This is a genomic window from Streptomyces sp. P5F9 (assembly GCF_057961495.1).
Genome location: NZ_JBXVPZ010000109.1, coordinates 1 through 24,146 on the forward strand (window position 1 = coordinate 1; position 24,146 = coordinate 24,146).

17 protein-coding genes and 1 pseudogene are annotated in these 24,146 nt (G+C 70.4%); 12 read left to right on the top strand and 6 right to left on the bottom strand.

Annotated features, from left to right (window positions below; genetic code table 11):
* Positions 1-181: 181 nt before the first annotated feature.
* Entirely contained in the window at positions 182-535 is a 354-nt protein-coding gene (locus tag AC31A1_RS19425) for a VOC family protein (protein ID WP_489654508.1), read from the top strand.
* Between the two features lie 100 nt (positions 536-635).
* Here the strand turns inward: AC31A1_RS19425 and gndA are convergent, their stop codons facing one another.
* Positions 636-2,075, bottom strand: a complete 1,440-nt coding sequence (gene gndA / locus AC31A1_RS19430) for an NADP-dependent phosphogluconate dehydrogenase (RefSeq protein WP_489654509.1) — start codon at positions 2,073-2,075, stop codon at positions 636-638.
* A 318-nt stretch (positions 2,076-2,393) separates the two neighbouring features.
* Between gndA and AC31A1_RS19435 the strand changes: the two genes are divergently transcribed.
* Positions 2,394-3,605 (top strand): transglycosylase family protein, encoded by a 1,212-nt coding sequence (locus AC31A1_RS19435; protein ID WP_489654510.1) that lies wholly within the window; start codon positions 2,394-2,396, stop codon positions 3,603-3,605.
* Here AC31A1_RS19435 and AC31A1_RS19440 read toward each other — a convergent pair.
* Positions 3,595-4,734 carry a DMT family transporter gene (locus tag AC31A1_RS19440; RefSeq protein WP_489654511.1) on the bottom strand — a complete coding sequence of 380 codons (1,140 nt, stop codon included), beginning with the start codon at positions 4,732-4,734 and terminating at the stop codon, positions 3,595-3,597. The two genes, AC31A1_RS19435 and AC31A1_RS19440, sit on opposite strands and share 11 nt — an antisense overlap.
* A 209-nt stretch (positions 4,735-4,943) precedes the next feature.
* Between AC31A1_RS19440 and AC31A1_RS19445 the strand changes: the two are divergent.
* The 8 genes and pseudogenes from AC31A1_RS19445 to AC31A1_RS19480 all read left to right on the top strand — a co-directional run bounded on the left by AC31A1_RS19445 (position 4,944) and on the right by AC31A1_RS19480 (position 16,696).
* A pseudogene (locus AC31A1_RS19445) lies at positions 4,944-5,700 on the top strand ((2Fe-2S)-binding protein).
* A 39-nt stretch (positions 5,701-5,739) separates the two neighbouring features.
* A complete protein-coding gene (gene glgA, locus AC31A1_RS19450; RefSeq protein ID WP_489654512.1) occupies positions 5,740-6,891 on the top strand; it encodes a glycogen synthase in 1,152 nt (383 codons plus the stop codon).
* 51 nt (positions 6,892-6,942) lie between these two features.
* Positions 6,943-8,163, top strand: a complete 1,221-nt coding sequence (glgC, locus tag AC31A1_RS19455) for a glucose-1-phosphate adenylyltransferase (RefSeq protein ID WP_489654513.1) — start codon at positions 6,943-6,945, stop codon at positions 8,161-8,163.
* Between the two features lie 185 nt (positions 8,164-8,348).
* The gene (locus tag AC31A1_RS19460) at positions 8,349-10,964 is read left to right on the top strand and encodes a PA14 domain-containing protein (protein WP_489654514.1); all 2,616 of its coding nucleotides are present in this window, start codon (positions 8,349-8,351) and stop codon (positions 10,962-10,964) included.
* A 29-nt stretch (positions 10,965-10,993) separates the two neighbouring features.
* Complete coding sequence (locus AC31A1_RS19465; protein WP_489654515.1) at positions 10,994-13,309, top strand: GH92 family glycosyl hydrolase; 2,316 nt, start codon at positions 10,994-10,996, stop codon at positions 13,307-13,309.
* A gap of 155 nt (positions 13,310-13,464) precedes the next feature.
* Positions 13,465-14,790 (top strand): wax ester/triacylglycerol synthase family O-acyltransferase, encoded by a 1,326-nt coding sequence (locus tag AC31A1_RS19470; protein ID WP_489654516.1) that lies wholly within the window; start codon positions 13,465-13,467, stop codon positions 14,788-14,790.
* 105 nt (positions 14,791-14,895) lie between these two features.
* Entirely contained in the window at positions 14,896-16,389 is a 1,494-nt protein-coding gene (locus AC31A1_RS19475; protein WP_489654517.1) for an SDR family NAD(P)-dependent oxidoreductase, read from the top strand.
* A gap of 73 nt (positions 16,390-16,462) precedes the next feature.
* On the top strand, positions 16,463-16,696 hold the full coding sequence (locus AC31A1_RS19480) for a hypothetical protein (protein ID WP_489654518.1): 234 nt from the start codon (positions 16,463-16,465) through the stop codon (positions 16,694-16,696).
* 13 nt (positions 16,697-16,709) lie between these two features.
* On the opposite strand, the gene AC31A1_RS19485 is transcribed toward AC31A1_RS19480, so the two are convergent.
* Both AC31A1_RS19485 and AC31A1_RS19490 read right to left on the bottom strand, forming a co-directional pair.
* Entirely contained in the window at positions 16,710-17,519 is an 810-nt protein-coding gene (locus AC31A1_RS19485; protein WP_489654519.1) for an SDR family oxidoreductase, read from the bottom strand.
* Between the two features lie 25 nt (positions 17,520-17,544).
* Complete coding sequence (locus AC31A1_RS19490; protein ID WP_489654520.1) at positions 17,545-18,120, bottom strand: HD domain-containing protein; 576 nt, start codon at positions 18,118-18,120, stop codon at positions 17,545-17,547.
* A 304-nt stretch (positions 18,121-18,424) separates the two neighbouring features.
* Between AC31A1_RS19490 and AC31A1_RS19495 the strand changes: the two genes are divergently transcribed.
* On the top strand, positions 18,425-19,285 hold the full coding sequence (locus AC31A1_RS19495; protein WP_489654521.1) for a serine hydrolase: 861 nt from the start codon (positions 18,425-18,427) through the stop codon (positions 19,283-19,285).
* A 40-nt stretch (positions 19,286-19,325) separates the two neighbouring features.
* On the opposite strand, the gene AC31A1_RS19500 is transcribed toward AC31A1_RS19495, so the two are convergent.
* Positions 19,326-19,994, bottom strand: coding sequence for a Type 1 glutamine amidotransferase-like domain-containing protein (locus tag AC31A1_RS19500; protein ID WP_489654522.1), 669 nt, complete (start codon positions 19,992-19,994; stop codon positions 19,326-19,328).
* 255 nt (positions 19,995-20,249) lie between these two features.
* On the opposite strand from AC31A1_RS19500, the gene AC31A1_RS19505 reads away from it, so the two are divergent.
* Positions 20,250-21,713, top strand: a complete 1,464-nt coding sequence (locus tag AC31A1_RS19505; RefSeq protein ID WP_489654523.1) for a DUF6351 family protein — start codon at positions 20,250-20,252, stop codon at positions 21,711-21,713.
* Between the two features lie 44 nt (positions 21,714-21,757).
* Here AC31A1_RS19505 and AC31A1_RS19510 read toward each other — a convergent pair whose 3' ends face one another.
* Positions 21,758-23,074 carry a glycoside hydrolase family 16 protein gene (locus tag AC31A1_RS19510; RefSeq protein WP_489654524.1) on the bottom strand — a complete coding sequence of 439 codons (1,317 nt, stop codon included), beginning with the start codon at positions 23,072-23,074 and terminating at the stop codon, positions 21,758-21,760.
* Positions 23,075-24,146: the final 1,072 nt, after the last annotated feature.

The following is a 24,146-nucleotide window of genomic DNA, read 5'->3' on the forward strand; positions in this document are numbered from 1 at the left end:
CCTCCGACACCGCTCCCGGCACCACCACCACCGCCGCGGCCCGGCCCCACCCCGGAGCCGTCCCCGATTCCACCGGGGCCGGAACCGGTACCGAGCCCGGAACCGGGACCGCCGCTCACCTGACGGCCGGCCTGAACCGGGTCACCCGGCACCGGCCCTGCCGTCCTGGCAGGATGCCCCCATGGAACGTGTGCTGGGAATCGGCGGATACTTCCTGCGGGCCACCGACCCGGAGGCTCTGAGCGCGTGGTACCGGGACTGTCTGGGCCTGGACCTCGACGAGCACGGGCTGTGGCAGCAGGAGGCCGGGCCGACGGTGTTCGCGGCGTTCGAGTCCGGGACCGACTACTTCGGGTCCCGGACTCAACAGACCATGCTCAATTTCCGTGTCCGCGACCTTGACGCGATGCTCGCGCAGCTGCGCGCCAAGGGCGCGGACGTCGCGGAGGAGACACAGGACATGGAGGGCGTCGGCCGCTTCGGCTGGGTCACCGATCCCGAAGGCAACCGCCTCGAACTGTGGCAGCCCGCCTGACCGCGACCCGGCTGACACCCCCTCGGCCCAGGGGACAACCCCTGGGCCGACGACCTGGCCGACGACCTGGCCGACGACCTGGCCGACGGCCTGGGGGACCTTAGGCCGTGACCTCCGACCGGTCCCCACCCCACAGCGTGTGGAACGCCCCGTCCCGGTCCACCCGGCGATACGTGTGCGCCCCGAAGAAGTCCCGCTGTCCCTGGGTGAGCGCCGCCGGCAGCCGCTCGGCGCGCAGCGCGTCGTAGTACGCGAGAGCCGCGGAGAAACCGGGCGTCGGGACGCCCTGCCGGGTGGCCGCGACGACGACCTCGCGCCAGTCGTCCTGCGCCCCCGCGATCTCCTGCGCGAACGTCTCGTCGGACAGCAGGCTCGGCAGGTCCGCGCGGGTGTCGTACGCGGCGCGGATGCGGTCGAGGAAGGCCGCGCGGATGATGCAACCGCCGCGCCAGATCGAGGAGACGGCGCCGAGGTCGACGTTCCAGTCGTACTCCTCGCTGCCCGCCGCGATCTCGTGGAAGCCCTGCGTGTACGACACGATCTTCGACGCGTACAGCGCCTGCTCGACCCGGTCCGCGAAGGCTCCCGCCTCGGACTCGCTCAGGGGTGAGGCCGTCGGACCGGCGAGACCCCGGGACGCCTCGCGCAGCGCCGCGTGGCCGGAGAGGGAGCGGGCGAAGACCGCCTCGGCGATGCCCGAGACCGGGACGCCGAGGTCGAGGGCGATCTGGACCGTCCAGCGGCCGGTGCCCTTCTGCTCCGCCTGGTCGACGACCACGTCCACGAACGGCTTGCCGGTGGCCGCGTCCACGTGGGACAGCACCTCGGCGGTGATCTCGATCAGGTAGGAGTCCAGCCGGCCCGTGTTCCAGGTGCGGAAGATGTCCGCGATCTGCGCGGGGGAGTACCCGGCGACATCGCGCAGCAGCTGGTACGCCTCGCCGATCAGCTGCATGTCGGCGTACTCGATGCCGTTGTGGACCATCTTCACGAAGTGGCCGGCGCCGTCGGGACCCACATGGGTCACGCAGGGCGCCCCGTCCTTCGCCTTCGCGGAGATCTTCTCCAGCATCGGACCGAGCGAGTCGTACGACTCCTTCGGGCCACCCGGCATGATGCTCGGCCCGTGCAGCGCGCCCTCCTCGCCGCCGGAGACGCCCATGCCGACGAAGTGGATGCCCTGCTCGCGCAGGTCGCGCTCCCGGCGCCGGGTGTCCGCGAAGTGCGCGTTGCCACCGTCGATGATCATGTCGCCCGGTTCCAGGAGCGGGGCGAACTCCTGGATCACCGCGTCCGTCGGCTCACCGGCCTTCACCATGACGACCAGGCGGCGCGGCCGCTCCAGCGCCGCCACGAAGTCCTTGGCGGTCTCCGCCGCGATGAAGTCGCCCTCGCCGCCGAACTCCGCCACCAGGTCGCGCGTGCGGGACGCGGTCCGGTTGTGCACGGCGACCGTGTAGCCGTTGCGCGCGAAGTTGCGGGCGAGGTTGCGGCCCATGACCGCGAGACCCGTGACGCCGATCTGCGCTGAAGTGCTCATTCGGTTGGCTCCTAAAGATCAGGAAGGTCCTGACATCGGTGGTACCGGTCGTGCTCGCCAGTATTGCCCCACTGACCATCCTGGCCCGCCGGTACCCCGACCGCACGTGCTGGCCGTGCGGAGTTGTCCGCCTTGCGTCGGTGTTCCACCCGGGCTCCTTCCGCGGAAACGCACGCCCAACCCCACCAGCCCCACCCGTTTCCAACTGGCATGGATTACCGGTCACTTGAGTCACAGAGCGGCCGGTTGCCGCCTTGTCATGGCCTGTTCGGGGCGCTTACTTTTGGCCCTCCTGACGCATGTGGAGGGGGATTCCCCATGGCCGTACGCGGCCGGCACCGCCGGTATCAGCCGAGCAGGATCAACCGGGCCTCGCTGCTCACGGTCACGGCGGGCGGCGCGGGCATCGCGATCCCGCTCGCGACCGTCGGCGCGGGCACCGCCCAGGCGGCCGATGTGAGCACCTGGAACAAGGTCGCCGCCTGCGAGTCCAGCGGCGACTGGAGCATCAACACCGGCAACGGGTACTACGGCGGGCTCCAGTTCACCCAGTCCACCTGGGAGGCCTACGGCGGCACGGCGTACGCGCACCGCGCGGACCAGGCCACCCGGGACCAGCAGATCGCCATAGCGGAGAAGGTGCTCAAGGGCCAGGGACCCGGTGCCTGGCCGGTGTGCTCGGTGCGCGCCGGACTCACCCGGGGCGGCGGCACCCCCGACATCCACGTCGGCGGCACCAAGACCGAGAGCACCACGGCGCACAAGGCCAAGGCCAAGGCCTCCGAGGCGCAGACCGTCGTCAAGCGGTCCGTGAAGGACGTCCAGCCGCAGACCACACCGCAGTCCCGCGCGGGCACCGCCGAGATGTACACGGTCGTCCGCGGCGACACCCTCTCCGGGATCGCCGACACCGAGCACGTGGACGGCGGCTGGCACGGGCTCTACGCCGCGAACCGCACCACTGTGGGCAGCGACCCCGACCTGATCCTGCCGGGCCAGCGGCTCAGCCTGCACGGTAAGGCGGCCCCCGCGGCCCGCACGACGACGAAACCGGCCACCAAGTCCCCGAAGAAGAAGGCCCCTTCGGAGACCGCCGAGAAGGTCACCCACAAGAAGACGACGAGCCACTCCCTCGTCGCCCCGGTGAACGCCCCCATCGGCACCGCGTACCACGCGACGGGCTCCTCCTGGTCGAAGGGCTACCACACCGGCGTCGACTTCCTCGTCCCCACCGGCACGTCGGTGAAGGCCATCGAGAACGGGACGGTCGTCAGCGCGGGGTGGGCGGGGTCCTACGGCTACCAGGTGGTGATCCGGCACGCCGACGGGCGGTACTCGCAGTACGCGCACCTGTCCGCGATCTCCGTGCGGGACGGCCAGTCGGTCGGCGAGGGGCAGCGCATCGGGCGCTCCGGGTCCACCGGAAACACCACGGGCCCGCATCTGCACTTCGAGGTGCGGACGGGGCCCGGTTTCGGTACCGACATCGACCCGCTCGCCTATCTGCGGGCCGGCGGCGTCAGGATTTGACTCGGGTACGGCGCCGGTCGTGGACCGGCATCATCACGTACAGCCCGGCGTGGAACGGACCGAAGTAGCCGACCGGTTCAGCGGAGCCGGCCGGCTCCAGGGTCTCGTAACCCTCGCCGGCCGGAATCGCCGCCTGGGCCGGGACGAGGATTCCGCCGCCCGGTGTGCCGGCCGTGATGTCCGCGGCCGGCACGTCGACGTTCGCGCTCACGCCGACGGGCTGTCCAGGGAGGGCGTCCAGCAACTCCTCGACGGGCGAGGGAGCCAGGGGAGGCACAGCGGTGTCGGCCGGTGCGGTCTTCTCCAGGCGCTCCGTGGTCAGCAGGATCAGGCCGCCCGCGGCGACCACTCCGGCGCTCAGGGCGAGCAGGGTGCCCGTCGTGCCGTAGCGGAAGGTCTCACCGAACATCGTGATGCCGACCGCGGCCGCCACCACCGGGTTCACGACCGTCAGCACCGCCAGCGGGGCCGCCAGGCCGGCGCCCCGGTAGGACGCCTGCGAGAGCATCAGACCGGCCACCGCGAACACCGCGATCACGCCGAGGAACGGGATGTCGGTCGCCGAGACCGCGCCGTTGTCCCAGTCGACCGTCACCGTCTTCGTGAACACCGAGGACATGCCGAAGGCTATGCCGGACGCGGTCGCCAGCAGCACGCTGCGCACCGCCGGGTGCCGGTGCGCCGCGCGGCCCGCGATCATCAGGGTCGCGACCACCGCGCCGGTGAACACGGCCACGGACACCCGCTGGGCGGTGCTCAGCGAGTGACTGTCGGACGCGCCGACGAGGGACAGCAGACCCGCGAGACCGATCGTCGCCATGATGGCGCCGCGCCAGGCGGTGGAGCCGGCCTTGCGGCCGACGAACAGGGCCGCCATCGGCAGCGCGAACACGATCGTCAGCGCGCCCAGCGGCTGCACCAGGCTCAGCGGACCGTAGGCCAGCGCCACCACGTGCAGCAGACCGCCCGTACCGTTCAACGCGACCGCCGCCCACCAGCTCGGGCGGCGCAGCGGCGCGTACTCCTGGTCGGGAGAGGACACCGCGACGCGCTCCTGCACGATCGCCCCGCCCGCGTAGGCCACGGCGGAGACGAGCGAGAGCACGATGGACAACGCGAGGGCGCTCATCGGCAGCTCCTCTGCGTCAGGCGGGCACCTCTGGCACCACGCGGCGAACGGTCGGCTTTCATACAGAACACGATGCCGCGCGATGTTCTTCCCGTCGTCGTACCTGAGCACCGATTGGGTAGTACTGCCGATGGAGTACGAAAGACCCCTTGTCCTCCCCAAGGTGGGTGACACCGGACGACACCCCCTGGGTGAACCCCCCAAGAGCCTTGGTACTACTGCTGTTCGTGGACCTCGACCCCGAACTCGCCGCGCTGCGCCCCCTCGGCGGCTTCTTCGTACTACGCACGGGCGGAGCCCCGCACGACTCGTCGCCGACGCTCGCGCGGACCTACGAAAACCCGGCGTCGGATGTTTACGGAACTTCCCCTGACTTTTCGTGTCCGCGTCGTCGCGGACCGTCTCCAAGCCCCTGAGCTGCGCGTTGCCGCCTCGATCGCCCAGCAGGCGCTCGCGGCCCGGCTGTGGTCCGTGGCGCTCGGCTGCGCCGCCCTGTACGGCCGGATCCCCGACCTCGACCCCCGGCTGCTGCACTGGGACGCCGACCGCAGCGCACCGGACGACCTGTGGCTCGCGGAGGTGCGTCCCCTGCCCGGCGACGCCGGCGCCCTAGCGGACACCGTTCTCCACGCCCACCTCGAACCGCTCACCGCCGCCCTGGTCGCCCGCCACCGCATGGCCTCCGGCCTCCTGTGGGGCAACGCGGCCTCGGCGCTCGCGGGCGCCGCCCGGGAGCTGGACCGCTGGGCACGCACGCGTGGCCGTACGGAAGTGGCCACGCGCGCGCGTGCCCTGACCGCGGAACTCTTCGCCCACCCGCTCCTCGCCGGAACCGGAACGTTCACCGGCATCTCCTTCCGGCGCCGCAGCTGCTGCCTCTACTATCGGATCCCCGGTGGCGGGGTGTGCGGCGACTGCTGCTTCACACAACCGCCGGGCTCTTCCCCGAACGCGGCTTCTGGGTGACCATGAGTGCAATCAGCCGCCGAGAACAAGGGGTTTCGGGTGCGAGTGGGACTGCTGACCCGGGAGTACCCGCCGGATGTGTACGGCGGCGCGGGCGTCCATGTGGAGTTCCTCGCCCGGGAGTTGAGGCCCCTGGTCGACCTGGATGTGCACTGCTGGGGTGAGGGCCGCACGGAGGGCGTCGTACGCCACCGCTCCTGGCCCACCCTCGACGGCGCCAACGACGCGCTGCGCACCTTCTCCGTGGACCTCTCCATGGCCGCCACCCTCGAAGGCCGTGAACTCGTCCACTCCCACACCTGGTACGCCAACCTCGCCGGCCACTTCGCCAAGCTCCTCCACGGCATCCCGCACGTGATGACCGCGCACTCGCTGGAGCCGCTGCGCCCCTGGAAGGCCGAGCAGCTCGGCGGCGGCTACGCCCTCTCCAGCTGGGCCGAGCGCACCGCGATCGAGGCCGCGGACGGCGTGATCGCCGTATCGGGCGCCATGCGCGAGGACATCCTCACCTGCTACCCGACGCTGGACCCGGCCAAGGTGCAGGTCGTCCACAACGGCATCGACACCACGCTCTACCAGCCCGACCACGGCACCGACGTCCTCACCCGGCTCGGTATCGACCCCGACCGCCCCTACGTGCTGTTCGTCGGCCGGATCACCCGCCAGAAGGGCGTGCCCCATCTGCTGCGCGCCGTGCGGGACATCGACCCGGCCGCCCAGGTCGTGCTGTGCGCGGGCGCGCCGGACACCCCCGAGATCGACCGCGAGTTCCGCGACCTGTTCCAGGAGCTGAGCAGTGTCCGCGCGGGCGTCCACTGGATCCCGCAGATGCTGCCGCGCCCGGAAGTGATCCAGCTCCTCACCCACGCCACAGTCTTCGCCTGCCCCTCGGTGTACGAGCCCCTCGGGATCGTGAACCTGGAGGCGATGGCCTGCGGCACGGCCGTGGTCGCCTCGCGCGTCGGGGGCATCCCGGAGGTGGTGGCACATGGCGAGACAGGGCTGCTGGTGTCCGTCGACGACGACTTCGAGGCGAACCTGGCGCGGGCTCTCGACTCCGTGCTCGCCGACCCGGAGACTGCGAAACGGATGGGCGAGGCCGGGCGGGAGCGCGCGGTGGGCGAGTTCGGCTGGGACGCCGTGGCGCTGCGCACCGCGCGGCTCTACGGGGAGATCGCCAAACAGGCTTAGTGTGCGCTGCTCAGGGGCAGGCTGGGGTCAACCAGGGTGAGGGGAGCGGCCATGCGTCGTGGCGGACCTTCGGTGCTCGGGATCGTACTGGCGGGCGGTGAGGGCAAGCGGCTGATGCCCCTGACCGCCGACCGGGCCAAACCCGCGGTCACCTTCGGCGGAACGTACCGCCTCGTGGACTTCGTGCTGTCCAATCTCGTCAACGCCGACATCCTGCGCATCTGCGTCCTCACGCAGTACAAGTCGCACTCGCTGGACCGCCACATCACCACCACCTGGCGCATGTCCAGCCTGCTCGGCAACTACGTCACACCCGTCCCGGCCCAGCAGCGCCTCGGCCCGCGCTGGTACCTCGGCAGCGCGGACGCGATCCTGCAGTCGCTGAACCTGATCTACGACGAGCGCCCCGAGTACGTCGCGGTGTTCGGCGCCGACCACGTGTACCGCATGGACCCGCGCCAGATGCTCGCCCAGCACATCGAGAGCGGCGCGGGCGTCACGGTGGCCGGTATCCGCGTCCCGCGCGCCGAGTCCTCGCAGTTCGGCGTGATCACCCCGGGCTCGGACGGCCAGATGGTGGAGAACTTCCTGGAGAAGCCCGCCGACCCGCCGGGACTGGCGGACGACCCGGAGTGCGTCTACGCCTCGATGGGCAACTACATCTTCACCACCAAGGCGCTGATAGAGGCCCTCCAGCGCGACGCGGAGGACCTCGGCTCCGTGCACGACATGGGCGGTTCGATCCTCCCCGCGCTCACCGACCGGGGCGAGGCCGCGCTCTACGACTTCACCGCCAACCACGTCCCCGGCGAGACCACCCGCGACCAGGGCTACTGGCGGGACGTCGGCACGCTCGACGCGTACTACGACGCCCACATGGACCTCATCGCCGAGCGCCCCGCCTTCAACCTCTACAACCGCAACTGGCCCATCTACACCCACTCCGGCCAGCTCTCCCCGGCCCGCTTCAACGCCGGCGGCATGGCCAGCGAGTCGATCATCAGCTCCGGGTGCCTGATCCGCGGCCAGGTCACGCGCTCGGTGCTGTCCCCGGGCGTGGTGGTCGACCCCGGAGCCGTCGTCCAGGGTTCGATCCTGCACGACAACGTCCACATCGGCCGGGGCGCGGTGGTCCGGGGCGCCGTCCTGGACAAGAACGTCGAGGTACCGCCGGGCGCGACGATCGGCGTCAACCCGGAACGGGACGCCGACCTGTACACGGTCTCCAAGGGCGGGGTCATCGCACTCGGGAAGGGCCAACTGGTCACGTAACACCTCGTCCTGGCGATCCAGAGCCCCGGTGCCTTGAGGCCGCACCGGGGCTGCACGCTGTCCGGGTGCCTGCCGCGCCCCGTCCCGCCCGGGCCCCGCGCGTGCTTGTCATGTCCCTGGACGGAAGGCGGAATCCGTGTTGTCATGCCAACTGCCGCCTATGACAACGTTGTTATGGAGGTTCCGTGCGCATCAGACGACTCAGAGACCGACTCGCGCTACTCCTCGCCCTGGCCCTCGGCATCGCCGGGCTGGCCGCCGTCCCCACCGCGAGCGCCACCGCCGCGGACGACCCCGTCGAGATCCACGGCCTGAAGGGCGAGTACTACACCCAGTCCGCCCCCGGCGCCTTCGACTTCGCCGACCTCAAGGCCACCGGCGTCGACCCGAACCTCGACTTCGACAACCTCGAACCCCGACTCGCCTTCGCCGCCGGCCGGTCCGACGACGTCAGCGTCCGCTGGACCGGCAAGCTCGTCCCAGCGAAGACCGGCCCTCACACCTTCTCGATCATCGGCGACAACGGCTTCCGCCTCTGGATCGGCGGACAGCTCGTCATCGACCACTGGGTCGACGACTGGGACACCGAACAGACCTCCGCCCCCATCGAGTTGACCGCCGGCACGGCCTACGACATCAAGGTCGAGTACTTCGAGCACTACGGCGGCTCCAACCTCCACGTGCGGTGGACCGAGCCCGGCGGCACGAAGACGGCCATTCCGCAGTCGGCCTTCCGGCTCCCCGACGGCTACGACTACGACGGCGCCCTCGCCGCCACCGTCACCAGCACCGGCCGCACCCTGAAGCTCGACTTCGCCCAGCCCCTCGCCGCGCCCCCGGCCGGCCTGACCGACCACCTCGAAGCGGTGATCGGCGGCGCCAAGTGGCCCCTGGGACCTGCCGAGTTGGACCCGGCGGACCCGCGGACCCTGCTCATCCCGCTCACGCAACCCGTCGTAGGCAACAAGACGGGCACCGCATCCGGCACCGCGGACATCCGCTACGACGGCGAAGCCGGCCTCGCCTCGGCCGATGGCAACGTTATCAACGGCTTCTGGAGCACCGGCCCGAACCACTCCACCTACGAACTGCGCACCCAGTGGGCCGACCAGGTGGGCCCGCACAACGCGCTCCCCGAGTACCCGCGCCCCCAGCTCACCCGCGCCGACTGGCGCAACCTCAACGGGAGTTGGCAGTTCGCCGCGGCCACGGCGGGGGAGCAGCCGCCGGTCGGCAAGAACCTCGCCGAGCGCATCCTCGTCCCGTACCCCGTCGAGTCCCAGCTCTCGGGCCTGGAACGGCACGAGGACCGCATGTGGTACCGCCGCACCTTCACCGTCCCCGCCGACTGGAAGATCGGCTCGGGCAAGCGCCTGATGCTCAACTTCGGCGCCGTCGACTGGCGTGCCGAGGTCTACGTCAACGGCACGAAGGTCACCGAACACCAGGGCGGCTACGACAAGTTCAGCGCCGACGTGACGGACGCCCTCAAGCCCGGCCGCACCCAGGAGCTGATCGTCGGCGTCTACGACCCCACCGACGCGGCGAACGGCGAGAACCCGCCCATCGGCAAGCAGCGCCTCGACCCGAGCGGCATCTGGTACACCCCGACCTCGGGCATCTGGCAGACGGTCTGGATGGAACCGGTCGCCCCCGACCACGTCGACTCCCTCAAGCTCACCCCCGACGTGAGCAAGAGCCAACTCACCGTCGAGGCACAGGGAGTTCGGGACGGGCTACCGATCACGGCGACGGCGTACGACGGAAAGCGGCAGGTCGCCACCGTGCACGGCCGCACCGGCAGCCCGCTCACCCTGACCGTCAAGAACCCCCGTCTCTGGTCACCCGACGACCCGTTCCTCTACGACCTGAAGGTCACCGTCGGCAAGGACCGCGTCGGCAGCTACTTCGGGATGCGCTCGATCGCCGTCGAGAAGGTCAACGGTGTCCCGCGCACGGTCCTCAACGGCAAGCCCGTTTTCATGATGGCCACCCTCGACCAGGGCTTCTGGCCGGACGGTCTCTACACCGCCCCGACCGACGAGGCACTCGCCCATGACCTCAGGATTCACAAGGAGTTGGGCTTCAACGCCGTGCGCAAGCACATCAAGGTCGAGCCCGACCGCTGGTTCTACTGGGCCGACAAGCTCGGCCTCATGGTGTGGCAGGACATGCCCGCGATGACCGCGGGGGTGAACCCCTCGGCCGCCGCGCGCGCCGAGTACGAGCGCGAGATGAAGCAGATGATCGACGAGCACATCAGCAGCCCGTCGGTCGTCATGTGGGTGACGTTCAACGAGGGGTGGGGCCAGTACGACGAGGCCCGGATCGCCGACCAGGCGAAGGCCTGGGACCCGACCCGGCTCGTCAACAGCATGTCCGGCATCAACCTCGGCGTCGACGGCGGCACCGGCGACATCATCGACGAACACGGCTATCCCAGCCCCGCCCTGCCACCCCAGCCGGACGGCCAACGCGCCCTGGTCAGCGGGGAGTACGGCGGTCTCGGGCTCGCGGTGCCGGGACACGCGTGGTCGGTCCAGCAGTCGTACGTGGACGTCGATCCGGCGGCCTACACCGACGACTACCTCGCCAAGCTCGCCGAGGTGCACGCCCTGACCTGCCAGGGAAGCAACGGGGCGGTTTACACCCAAATCTCGGACGTCGAGGGCGAGTTGAACGGGCTCATGACCTACGACCGGCGGGTGCTCAAGCCCGACGCGCAGCGGGTGAAGGCCGCTCAACAGGCCCTGATCCGCGACGCCTCGCAGGCGACGCCCGCGAACTGCCCCACCACCTGACCCCTTTCGCCAACTGGAGGCCCACCCGCATGAGATGGACCCGGCGCCTGCGCCTGGGCATGGCGGGGGCGGTGGCAGCGTCCGCGCTGTTCGCCGTCCCCGCCGCAGCCGAAACCTCTGCCCATGGCCAACTCACCGACCTGGTCAACCCGTTCATCGGTACCGAGAACGACGGCAACACCTATCCCGGCGCCGCCGTGCCCTTCGGCATGGTGCAGTTCTCCCCGGACACCGGCCACAACACCGGATACGATTACTCCCAGAACCACATCCGCGGCTTCTCCCTCGTGCACCTCTCAGGCGTCGGCTGCGGCCTGGGCGGCGACCTGCCCGTACTGCCGACGACCGGTGACGTGACGCAGACGGACTACGCCCAGTACGCGGCCGAGTTCAGCCACGACGACGAGCACGCGAGCCCCGGCTACTACCAAGTCGGCCTGAAAACAGGCATCGAGGCCGAACTGACGGCGACTGCCCGTACCGGCGTCCAGCGCTACACCTTCCCGGCCACCGACAAGGCCAACGTCCTGCTGAACGCGGCCCAGTCGCTGCACAGCGGGGTCACCTCGAAGGTGGAGGTCCTCGACAGCCGGACGGTGCGCACCTCCATCACCGGCCGCGGCTTCTGCCAGGACACCAAGCCGTACACCGTCTATACGATCACCCACTTCGACCGGCCTTTCACCACGTACGGCACCTGGAACGGCTCGACGGTGACCGCCGGTTCGAGGACCGGGAGCGGCGGCGCGTACGTCCGCTTCGACACGAGCAAGGACCGTACGGTCGAGGCGACCACGGCCCTCTCGTACGTCGACGCGCACGGCGCGGCCGTCAACCTCCGTGCGGAGGGCGGGAGTTCGTTCGACGCGGTGCGCCACCGCGCCCAACGGGCCTGGGAGGACCGGCTGGACGACGTGCGCGCGCAGGGCGGTTCCGACAGTCTGCGCCGGACCTTCTACTCGTCCCTGTACCGGTCCTTCCTCGCGCCCAACATCGGCAGCGACGCCGACGGCCGGTACACCGGCTGGGACCAACAGGTCCACCGGGCAAGGGACTTCACGTACTACCAGAACTGGTCCCTGTGGGACACCTACCGCACCCAGTCCCAACTCCTCGCCCTGCTCGCACCCCGCGAGGCCCGCGACATGGCGATCTCCGTCATCAAGATCGACGAGGAGAGCGGCTGGCTGCCCAAGTGGGGCTACGGCACGGTCGAGACGAACATCATGACCGGCGACCCGGTCACCCCGTTCCTCACCAACGCCTACCAGCAAGGCCTGTTGAAGGGCTACGAGGAGCGCGCCTACCGGGCGTTGAAGCAGAACGCGGACGGCGTACCGCCCACCGGCTCGGCGGCCGTGGGCCGGGAGGCGAACAAGGAGTACCTCGCGAACGGGTTCGCGCCGTACATCAAGGACCGCCCGCACGCGAAGCCCGGTGACTCCGACTACGACCACGGCGCCTCGGCCACCCTGGAGTACGCCCTCTCGGACGCGATGCTCGCGCAGATGGCCCGCGACCTCGGGCACGGTGCCGACGCCGCCCGCTATGCCGCCCGCGCCCAGAGCTACCGGAACATCTTCGACCCCTCGACCGGCTTCTTCCGCGCCCGCGACGCCTCCGGAGCCTTCGTCGGACCGGCCGATCCGGCGCAGAGCGAGGGCTTCCACGAGGGCACGTCGTGGCAGTACCAGTGGCTGGTGCCGCAGGACCTGCCCGGCATGGTCGACCTCATCGGCGGCCGGCAGGCGGCCAACGACCGGCTCGACTCCTTCTTCGCCTACGACCAGCTGCTGGCCGACCCGGCGAAGACCGCGCGCGAGGTGTGGGTCAACGGCCCGTACGACTACTACAACGCGGACAAGTACAACCCGCAGAACGAGCCCGACCTGATCGCCCCGTACACCTACCTGTCCACCGGCCAGCCGTGGAAGACGACCGACGTCGTCCATGCCGCCCTGACCCTGTTCACGGACGGCCCGACCGGCATGACCGGCAACGACGACCTCGGCACGATGTCCGCCTGGAACGTGCTGTCGTCGATCGGGATCTTCCCGGTCCAGCCCGGCTACGACACCTGGGGCCTGTCCACGCCCGTGTTCGACCGGGTCGACCTGACCCTGGACCGCCGCTACTACCCGCACGGCGCCCTGACCATCAAGGCGCCGGGTACCTCGGCGACCGACCGCTACATCCAGGGCGCCCGGACGGACGGGGCGTCGTACGACCGGACGTATCTGACGACCCGCGATCTGCGCTCCGTACGGTCGCTCGACTTCACGGTCGGCCCGCACCCGTCGGAGTGGGGTACATCACCCCAGGCGGGGCCACCTGCGCTGAAGTGATCCCGTGTGCCTCTAGAGTCCCGCCCCTCCCAGAGGGGTGGGATCGGGGCCGGATGTAATCTGCTGTTAACTGTGCGTAGCTTGATCGTACTTGACCGTAATCGCTTGTCACCGCTTGACTGCTGGCACACCCCTAGTCGACGCGAGGCAAGCAATTGACTTCTGACCTGCTCGCTCCTCTCGACCTTGCGTTCTGGAACATCGAGTCCGACCGGAACCCGATGCACCTGGGCGCACTCGGCGTCTTCTCAGCACACTCGCCGACCGCGGGAGCCCACGCCGCCGACCTCCTCGCCGCCCGTGCCGCCGCCGTCCCCGGGCTGCGGATGCGCATCCGGGACGTGTGGCAGCCGCTGTCCCTGTCCTTCGGCAGCGCCACCCGCGAGGCCGATCCCGACTTCGACCCGCTGCACCACGTCCGGCTGCACGCCCCGACCGCAGACTTCCAGGCGGACGCCGGGCGGCTCATGGAACGCCCGCTGGAGCGCGGCCGGCCGCCGTGGGAAGCGCATGTGCTGCCCGGCGAGGACGGTGTGTCGTTCGCGGTGCTGTTCAAGTTCCACCACGCCCTGGCCGACGGACTGCGAGCCCTCGCCCTCGCCGCCGCCATCCTCGACCCGATGGACATGCCCGAGCGCCGCCCGCGCCGCGCGGAACCCGCGCGCGGTCTCGTCCCCGACGTGCGCAAACTGCCCGGGCTGGTCCGCGACGCCCTGTCGGACGTGGGCCGGGCCCTCGACATCGGGGCGTCCGTCGCCCGCTCCACCCTGGACGTCCGCTCGTCGTCGGCGCTGACCTCCGAGCCCTCGGGCACCCGCCGTACCGCCGGAGTCGTCGTCGACCTCGACGACGTGCACCGCATCCGCAAGACCGTCGGCGGCACCGTCAACGACGTGCTCATCGCGGTCGTCGCGGGCGCCCTGCGCAGCTGGCTCGACGAACGCGGCGACGGCAGCGAGGGCGTCTCGCCCCGCGCCCTGATCCCCGTCTCCAAACGCCGCCCGCGCACCGCGCATCCCCAGGGCAACCGGCTCTCCGGCTACCTGATACGGCTGCCCGTCGACGACCCGGACCCCCTCGCCAGGCTCGACTCCGTGCGCGCCGCCATGGACCGCAACAAGGACGCGGGCCCCAACCGCGGCGCCGGCGCCGTCGCCCTGCTCGCCGACCACGTCCCCGCGCTCGGCCACCGCCTCGGCGGACCCCTCGCCGCCCAGGCCGCCCGGCTCTGGTTCGACATCCTCGTCACCAGCGTCCCGCTGCCCGGCATCGGCCTGAAGCTCGGCGGCAACCCGGTCACCGCGGTCTTCCCGTTCGCCCCGCTGGCCCGCGGCCAGTCCCTCGCGGTCGCCGTCTCGACGTACCGCGGACAGGTCCACTACGGCCTTGTCGCGGACGCGGAAGCCGTACCCGATCTCGATGTGTTCGCCCGCGCCCTCACCGAGGAGGTGGAGACGCTCATCACCGCCTGCGGGTCGTGACCTGGAGCGGGTTTGGTGCTGCGGCCCGGCGCTCCGTAAAATTCCCGGTTCGACGGTGTGCGCGATCGAGCGCCGCCGCGGATGACCCAAGGAAACGGCAGCGCGATGACGGTGACAGAGAACGGCTCCACGACCCCGGACGAGGTCGTGTACGGGCCCGGCATCGACCCCGAGCGGCTGGCCGTCTGCCTCAGCGTGCTCGACGAACTGGAGAAGATCGACGTCGACCACCCCGACGCGATCACCGTCCGCCGCGCCACCGCGGGCATCTACCGCAGTGTCAAGCAGCGCCGCCGCCAGGAGCGCCGGGCCGCGAAGACCGCGCACGACAAGGCCGTCACCGAGTCCACCGCGACTGGCTCCGCCCAGCGCATCGACGACGAGACCGAGGGCCTGCTCCCGTCGTCGGTGACGGAGGAGGGCCGGATCGCCGGGATACTCCAGCGCCCCCGCTCCTGCTACACCTGCAAGACCCGGTACGTGGAAGTCGACTACTTCTACCACCAGCTCTGCCCCGACTGCGCCCGCCTGAACCGCGAGAAGCGCGACGACCACGCCGATCTCACCGGCAAGCGCGCGCTGCTCACCGGCGGTCGCGCCAAGATCGGCATGTACATCGCGCTGAGGCTGCTGCGCGACGGCGCCCACACGACGATCACCACGCGCTTCCCGAAGGACGCCATCCGCCGCTTCAAGGCCATGGACGACTCGGCGGACTGGATCCACCGCCTCGACGTCGTCGGCCTCGACCTCCGCGACCCGGCCCAGGCCGTGGCCCTCGCCGACCAGGTCGCCGAGGCGGGCCCCCTCGACATCCTCATCAACAACGCGACGCAGACCGTACGCCGCCTGCCCTCCGCCTACGCCGCCCTCGTCGACGGCGAGAGCGCCCCGCTGCCCGCCGGTGAACTCCCCGCCCACCACGTCATCGGCGCCTTCGGCTCCGGCGCGGTCGACGGCCTCGCCGCGCTGCCCGCCGGCATCAGCGGCCTCGACGCCCAGCAGGTCGCCGACCTCGCCCTGGTCGCGGGCAACGCCAGTGTCGCCCGCCACCTCGACGGCACCGCCATCGACGCCGGCGGTCTCGTCCCCGACGTCGTCGACACCAACACGTGGGTGCAGACCATCGAGCAGATCTCCCCGGTGGAGCTCCTCGAAACCCAGCTGTGCAACTACACGGCGCCGTTCATCCTCATCAGCAAGCTCCGCCCGGCCATGGCCGCAGCCGCCAGGGCCGCGAAGAGCGGACGCGCGTACATCGTCAACGTCTCCGCGATGGAGGGCGTCTTCGGCCGCGGCTACAAGGGCGCCGGGCACCCCAACACCAATGCCGCCAAGGCCGCGATGAACATGGTGACCCGCACCAGCGGCCAGGAGATGTTCCAGAGCGACGGCATCCTCATGACCTCCGTCGACACCGGCTGGATCACCGACGAACGCCCCCACTACGACAAGCTCCGCCTCGCCGAGGAGGGCTTCCACGCCCCGCTCGACCTGGTCGACGGAGCGGCCCGGGTTTACGATCCGATTGTGCGCGGAGAGCAGGGCGAGGACCTGTACGGCGTCTTCCTGAAGGACTACGCGCCCGGTAAGTGGTAACCCGCCACCCTGGACGCGAGCCCGGGGCGTCCGCCGGTTGTGGCCCTGATGAGGAACCGCGCGAGGAGTTCCCATGGCCAGTACACACGGCATCGATCCGAGGGCCTTCAAGGACCCGCGCAATCACTACCCGACCGACGACGAGTTCTACGCGAGCGACCGCCCGGCCCACCCCGTACTGCCGGAGGACCGGCCGCGCGGCGGCGGCTCCACGACCGCGGTGAAGCACCGCGGCACCTGGGCCACCGTCGCGCTCGTCGCCGGAGTCGTCCTGCTGATCCTTGTCGGGATCGCCCTGTTCCCGTGAGGGACCCGCGCCGTCACGCATGAGGCGGCGCGGCCGACCTCAGCCGGTCGTGGACGGCGTACCCGCCCGACGTGTACGCCGCCCGCACCCGTGTCCCGCCGTCCACCAGCAGATCCGCCCCGGTGATCCACTCGGCCTGGTCGGAGGCCAGCCACAGCACGGCCCGTGCGATGTCGGCCGGTTCCCCGATCCGGCCGAGCGGCAGCCCGGCGGCGACCTCCGCCTCGCCGGGTTCCCACACGAACCGCGCCATGTCGGTGCGGACGAGCCCGGGGGAGACGGAGTTGACCCGCACCTTCGGCGCGAGTTCACCGGCGAGCTGCTGGGTCAGGTGCCACAGGGCCGCCTTGCTGGTGCCGTACGCGCCCACGTTCGGCCCGACATGTGCGGCGCCCTCCGTGCACATGTTGACCACGGCGCCCCCGTGTTCCCGCATCCACGCCCGCCACACGCACTGCACCAACCGCAGCGGCGCCTCGACGTTCACGGTGAACGCCGTCCGCCACGCGTCCGGATCGGCGTCCATGAGCGGGCCGTACGGCTGGTTCGTCGCCGCGTTGTTGACGACCACGTCGATCCGCCCGAACGCGCGCAGCGCCAACTCGGCCAGCTCGCGCAGGTGTTCCGGGTCGGCGACGTCCCCGGCCAGACCGACACCACCCAACTCCTCGGCAGTGCGCCGCACTTCGTCGGTGTCACGCGCGCTCACGCACACCAGCGCCCCGGCCCCGACGAACGCCTCGGCGACCGCGCGCCCGATCCCGCGCGTGCCGCCGGTGACCAGGACGGCCCGGCCCCGCAGACCGTACGACGACGACGTCATCGCCGTACCGTCTCATGACGGGCCGTCAGTCGACAGCCCCCAGGCGGGAGTTGGGGATCCGTGAGTTTCGTGCGGCGACGATGCCCAGGACCGTGCGCCAGTCCTCCAGGACCCCGGCGTCGAGGCCGACGACTTTGCCCGCGTCGTCGGCCTGGCGCAGGGTGATCGCGTCGTCGGCGAGCGGGTCGCGCTCGAAGGCGGCGGCCTCGGCGGGGGACATGGGGCCGCCCTGTGCGCGCAGGGTCAGTGCGCTCTGCGCGGACAGGTCGCGGCCGGGGGAGGAGGTCGCCAGATAGCGCTTCGCGGGTACGTGCAGACGGACGAGGCGGGCGACCCGTTCACCGAGCAGGGCGCGGACGGCGTCCGCCGCGTGGTCCGCGTGCCCCGCGTCGTCGCCGGGCTGCAGCAGATGGCCGATGTCGTGGACCAGGCCGGCGGCCTGAAGTTCCTTGTCGGCGGGGCGACTTCGGCGCAGCAGCGCGGCCGTCTGCAGCGCGTGGTCGTGCAGATCGACCGGATCGCCGCTCCGGTCGGGGGTGTCCCAGGCGCCCCGACACGCGTACAGCAGATCCATCAGCTCCTCGACGCTGCGCAACTCCATGCGTCAGTCCTCCCGCGAGACAGCCCGTGCGGAACGCCAGGAGATCATGGCGAGCTTTCGACTCAGCCAACGGGACCTGAACTGCGCGACGCCTTGAGTGACGCCCCGCTCACCGTGTGCCGCATCTCCCGCCCACGGCGGCCCGGCAGGGGTACGAACCCGCCAGGGACGATGTGCATGAAGCTGTGTCCATCCTCACAAATCGCGTTTCCAGGTCCATTTCGTGGCACCGGTCACCTCACGGAACCTCCGCCTCGCCTACGTTCGCAGGTCTGTTCCCCGACCCCGAACCAGCCGAGGCCCCATGCCGTACCGCCCGAGTCGCCGACCGACCACGCAGAGCGAGAGCACGCCCGGCCGTCGCGGCAGGCGCCCCGGCCTCTGCGCGGCGCTGCTCACCGGATCCGTGGCCACCCTCCTCGCGGTCGGCGTGGTGGGCCCAGCCTCCGCGGCCGTCACCACGCAGGCACGTGTGACGACCGCGGTGCTGGATCTGGACCACCCGGCCCGGAGTCCGCAGGTGCGCGGGAAGGACGTCCCCTACGACACGGCCAGCATCGTCAAGGTCGACATCCTCTCCGCGCTGCTCGTCCAGGCCCAGGACGCCGGTCGTGGCCTCACCAAGCAGGAGCGCACCCTGGCCGAGGCGATGATCGAGCACAGCGACAACGACGCGGCGAACGCGCTCTGGCGGGAGATCGGCCTGGCGCCCGGCCTGGAGGCGGTGAACAAGCGGCTCGGTCTGTCCTCGACCGTGGGCGGGGCCGGCGGCCTGTGGGGACTCACGCGCACCACGGTGAGTGACCAGATCCGCCTGCTGAGCGCGGTGTTCGCCGACAGCGGGACGTCGTCCGCGAGCGGGTCCGGGCTGACCACGGCGTCCCAGGGCTACATCCGTACGCTGATGACCCGCATCGCCGCCGGACAGTCGTGGGGCGTCTCGGCGGCCTCCGACTCCGGCGCCGGATGGGCGCTCAAGAACGGGTGGCTGCAGCGCAGCACCACCGGCCTGTGGGACATCAACAGCGTCGGACGGGTCACGTCGGGAACGCACCACTACCTCGTCGCGGTGCTCTCCGACGGCAACGCGTCGATGACGGGGGGCATCGCGGCCGTCGAAAGCGCGGCCCGTACCGCGGTCTCCTCGGCACGAGCGGCCGGCTGACGGCGCGGAGTTCTTGGCCGTCCCCAGTCCTTGATCCCGGTCACGGATGGAACCGCCACCGGCCTTCGGAGAGGACATCCAGCTTGCCGTCCCTGACTCGGACGGCCGTGTCGTCGTCGATGAAGTAGATCGGGAAGTCCGCCCGCGCGGTGATGCGATCGGCCCAGGCGTCGTCCCGCTCGGGGAAGTTCGGCGAGTACAGGTGGGGCTTGAGGTACCAGTCGAAGAGGCCGAACGGCGGCTCCACGGTCGTCGCGCCGAGTACGTGGAGGTCCCCGGTGTCGCCGATGACGTCGGCGGAGTGCGCGGTGAGATGGCGGCTGAAGATCATCGATCCGGCGCTGACCCCGACATAGACCCGGTTCTCCAGCGCCTCCAGGAAGCCGTCGGCCAGGCCGTTGCCGGTGATGCTGCGCGCGAGGTGGTAGTGGTTGCCGCCCTCGGCGTAGATGACGTCGGCGTGCAGCAGCCGGTCGAGCACCATCTGGCGGGGCAGGCCGTTCAGCTCCAGGACGTCGAACTCCCGCCAGCCGAGGCCGTGCAGCCGGTTCAGGTCCGCGACGAACCACCCGTGGTCACCGGGCTCGGCGACCGACGCCGTGGGAACGTACACGACGTTCGCCGATCCGAACGGCTTGCCCAGCATGTCCCGCAGTGCGTCTCGCAGCGTCTCGTTGCGCAGGCCACTCGCCGTCAGCAGAAGGTTCATCGGGCGAGCCAAGCACGGCTGACGAGCGCGCGCAACGAAGGCGGGGTCCCTTGCGCGTCACACCAGTTCGCCGTCGATGAAACACCAACTCGTCACCGTCGCCCCGTCACAGGACGGATGATCGCGCGGCCGGCGGAGACGGGGCGGGCGAACACTATGAACGCAATGATCGACGGGTGGTCCGCACACACGCCGGTTCCTAACATCACGGTGCGCAGGGCAACTTCGCACAGCGAATTCATAGGAGCCGCTCCCGTGACGACACTTGACGCGCCCGTACCGGTACGTCGGAGACTCCCGGCCCCTCGCTACCGGCGGGCCGTACTGGCCGCCGGCGTGGCCGCGGCACTCCTCGGCACGCTCGGCAACGCTCCCGCGCCCCGGGCACAGGCCGAGCGGCCCGCGGCAGCCGCCTGCCCGCCCAACTTGCTTGAGAAGGCGACCTGTTACACCGGCCAGGACACCAACGGGGCGTACTACACGATGGCCGTCCCGACCCGCTGGAACGGATCCCTCGTCGTGCACGCGCACGGCGGACCCGACCTCGGCGACTCCTCCGACCCGGCACGCAGCACCGACGATCTGAACCGTTGGGCGGTGATGGTCGAGGAGGGCTACGCCTGGGCCGGATCGTCGTACCGCCGCGGTGGTTACGGGACCCGGATGGCCGCCGCCGACACCGAGAACGTACGCAGACTGTTCGTCTCGGAGTTCGGCAAGCCGAGGCGGACCTATGTGCACGGCCAGTCCTGGGGCGGTGACGTGGCCGCCAAGGTCGCGGAGACCTACGGCAGACAGCCCGGCGCCTACGACGGCGTACTGCTCACGAGCGGTGTCCTCGGCGGCGGTTCACGCGGCTACGACTACCGCGTCGACCTCCGGGTGGTCTACCAGTACTACTGCCACAACCACCCCCGCCCGACCGAGCCGCAGTACCCGCTGTGGCAGGGTCTGCGCGCGGACTCCACCATGACGAGCGCCGGGCTCCGAGCCCGCCTTCAGGAGTGCACGGGATACGCCTCCGATCCCGCGGACCGGACCGCGCTCCAGCAGCGCAACCTCGACGACATCCTCGCCGTCACCCGCATCCCGGAGCGGGCGATCGCGTCCCATCTGCAGTTCGCGACCTTCACGTTCCGGGACATCGTGTCGACCCGCCTTGGCGGCCGCAATCCCTTCAGCAACCGCGGTGTGCGGTACTCGGGTTCACACGACGACAAGGCACTCAACGCGGGTGTCGAGCGCTTCTCGGCAGACCCCACCGCACGCCGCGACCTCTCCCACGACAGTGACCTGACCGGCAAGGTCTCCATCCCGGTCCTCACCCTGCACGCGATCGACGACCCGACGGCCTTCGTCGAGCACGAGTCGGCCTACCGCGCCACGCTTCAGGGCGCCGGCCGGGGCGGCAACCTCGTCCAGACCTTCACGAAGGAGACCGAGCACAGCGCGCTGAGCGCCTCCGAGTACGCCAACTCCATTGCGGCTCTGGACACTTGGGTCCGCCACGGACGCAAGCCGACCGCGCGCTCGGTCGCGGCGTCCTGCGCGGCCTTCGACCGAACCTACGGCAGCGGATGCTTCTACGACCCGGCCTTCCACCCCGCGCCGTACGCCTCACGGATCCGCCCCCGGCCGGGCGCGCTCGCCTGGCCCGCCATGACCGCGGCGCAGGAACGGGCGTGGAGCCGGATCGACGGCGTCGGGATCGCTCCCTGAACGGTGGGGTCCCGGGCCGGCCCTGTCGGACCAGCTCGGCGGGATCACTGAACGTAGGTGTAGTGCGGGCTGTCGTACTGCGGCCCGTTCTTCTCGTAGGTGAACCAGTAGGTCAGGGTGGAGCCGGTGGCGAGGGTGACGTTCTGTGTCCAGGTGCCGCCGCTGTTGGTCATCCGGAAGTTCTGCTGGCCGGCGCCGTTGACGAGGTAGTGCACATCGACGTAGGCCGCGGGTGTGGTCGGAACGAACGTGATCTGCGCCTGATTGGCGCTCACGCGTGTCACCCCGGCGGTGTAGTCCGGCGTCGTCGTGCTCCCGCCGGTGCTTCCGCCCGTCGTACTGCCTGTGGTACCGCCGGTCGTAGTGCCGCCGGTGGTGCTCCCGACCGGGCTCTGCTGGTAGACGGCGAACCAGTCGACGCTCATGGCGGCACCTGATGTGATGCTGCCCGCCTGTGCGGCCGAACTGCAGCCGCAGACCTTGTCGGGGTAGGAACCGGCGATCGCCAGGTCGAAGATGGCCATGAATCCGTGGTCGACGGCCGCCTGCCACGTCGCGACCGAGACCTGGTTCTCATTGACGGTGAAGGTCAGACTGCCGTCGAGGTAGAAGCGGAGCTGCTCCGCGGCGGTGTTCGTGCGGTCGATGATCGCGGAGTACGTGTGGTAGCCGGTCTGGCAGCCCGCGCACGGCTGAAGGTCGCTGGTGATGCCGTCGGGGTCGTGGCACTCGCCCGCCCACACACCGCAGTGGAAGGTGGTGGAGTGTTTGCTCAGCGCGTTGACGTCCTCCATGATGTCGAACTCGCCGATGCTCGGCCAGTTCGTCGCGCCGACCGGACGGGCCGCGCCGCCCATCGCCCAGAACGCGGGCCAATAGCCCAGTCCGCTCTGCGGGTTGGGCTGCAGGATGGACGCGCTCATCTCCAGCTGTCCGCCGGCCGGGGCGGCGAAATCGGTGCGCTGGGTCTCGATGCGTCCCGAGGTCCAGTGGCCGGACCCGTCACGGAGAGCCTTGATGACCAGGTGTCCCTGTCCGTCCTGGTAGACGTTGTTCGTGGAGTCGGTGGCCGATTCGACTTCGCCCGTTCCCCAGTTGGCGGCGCCTCCGGCGTAACTGGTGCCCAGGTCGTACAGCCAGTCGGTCCGGTTCAGCGCGCTGCCGGAAGCGCCGTTGAAGTCGTCCGAGAAGAGGGTGGTCCAGCCGGTCGGAGCGCCCGGTACAGCCGCCGAGGCGCTGCCGCCGGTACCGATCAGGCCTGCGAGCGCGCCGACGAGCAGCACCAGCGCGCTGCCCAGAACGAGGGGGACGGTTCTCTGGCGGCCGGCCGGCGCACCGGCGGGCGGTGGGGAGGTTGTCATCGTTGTGGTTCTCCCTGTCGAGCATGCGGGGTGGGAGTGCTGCAGGGGCCTGCCTCCTGGTGGGGCTGGGGAGCAGGTCGTCTCCGTGGTCCGGGTGGTCCGGCGACATGGTCTGCCGACGTCTTTGAGAGCGCTCTCAGGGCGATCATGAGTCCGCGGTTTCTCGTTGTCCTCCTCTGCGTCGAAGCCGCCGCACTGTGGATCGTGGTGGACGCGGCCGATTACGGACGATCCGTCATGTCGTGGGAGACCGACCTGAGTTGGCTGCTCGCGGGGCATGGATCGCCGTTTCAATGCAGGAGTGTCCGGCGCGACTCTTCATGCGTCAATGGCTTCAACGTGATCGGTTGAGGAGCAGGTCTCCTGGCGACGCTCTATGGAGTTCTGGTGAAGGTCCGGACCAAGTTCCGCCGAGCTGTGGAGCGCTCTCCGGCGATCGGTCGAGCGCGGGTTCGTCCCCGTTGAGCTGCGGCTCTGTGATGACGGCGGCAGGAAGGAGGTCCTGTCGTCGAACCGGCGGTCTTTGATGCCGCTCGCAGACCTCGCACGGCGGCTTCAGGAGTCGAAGGCAACCGCCCCGATGGGTTCGCCTCCGACGCACCTGGCTGACGCTGTCAGCGAGTCGGCCCGAAGGCACTGTGGCCCGGGATGCGCAGAGCCCGACGGGAGGCGAGGGACCACCTCGCGAGCGCGTCGACGCCGCCGGCGTGCACGCGATGTGCACCGACTCCGGCAACCCACCGCGCCCGGGGAGGCAAGAACCGGTGGCTGCATGTCTCTAATCTTTACCCCATGTTTTCAGCCCCATCGAGCGGCGGGTCGCTCATTTGGTTAACCTGAGGCAGACGGACAGCGACAAGGGGTCCCACCCACACCCATGGTCCGTCCCGGGACAAGCCGGTCACAACGGCCTGCTCTCACACGAGTAACCGGCGCCACCGCGTCCGAACTGCCTTCAACCCACGCCCGAGCGGGCCAGGTACCGGACCGGAGACGGCCGGCTGTGCCCCGAGGGTGACCCGACACATAAGGAGTGCGCGGTGACACCGGAGAAGACGAATCGCGAGCAACG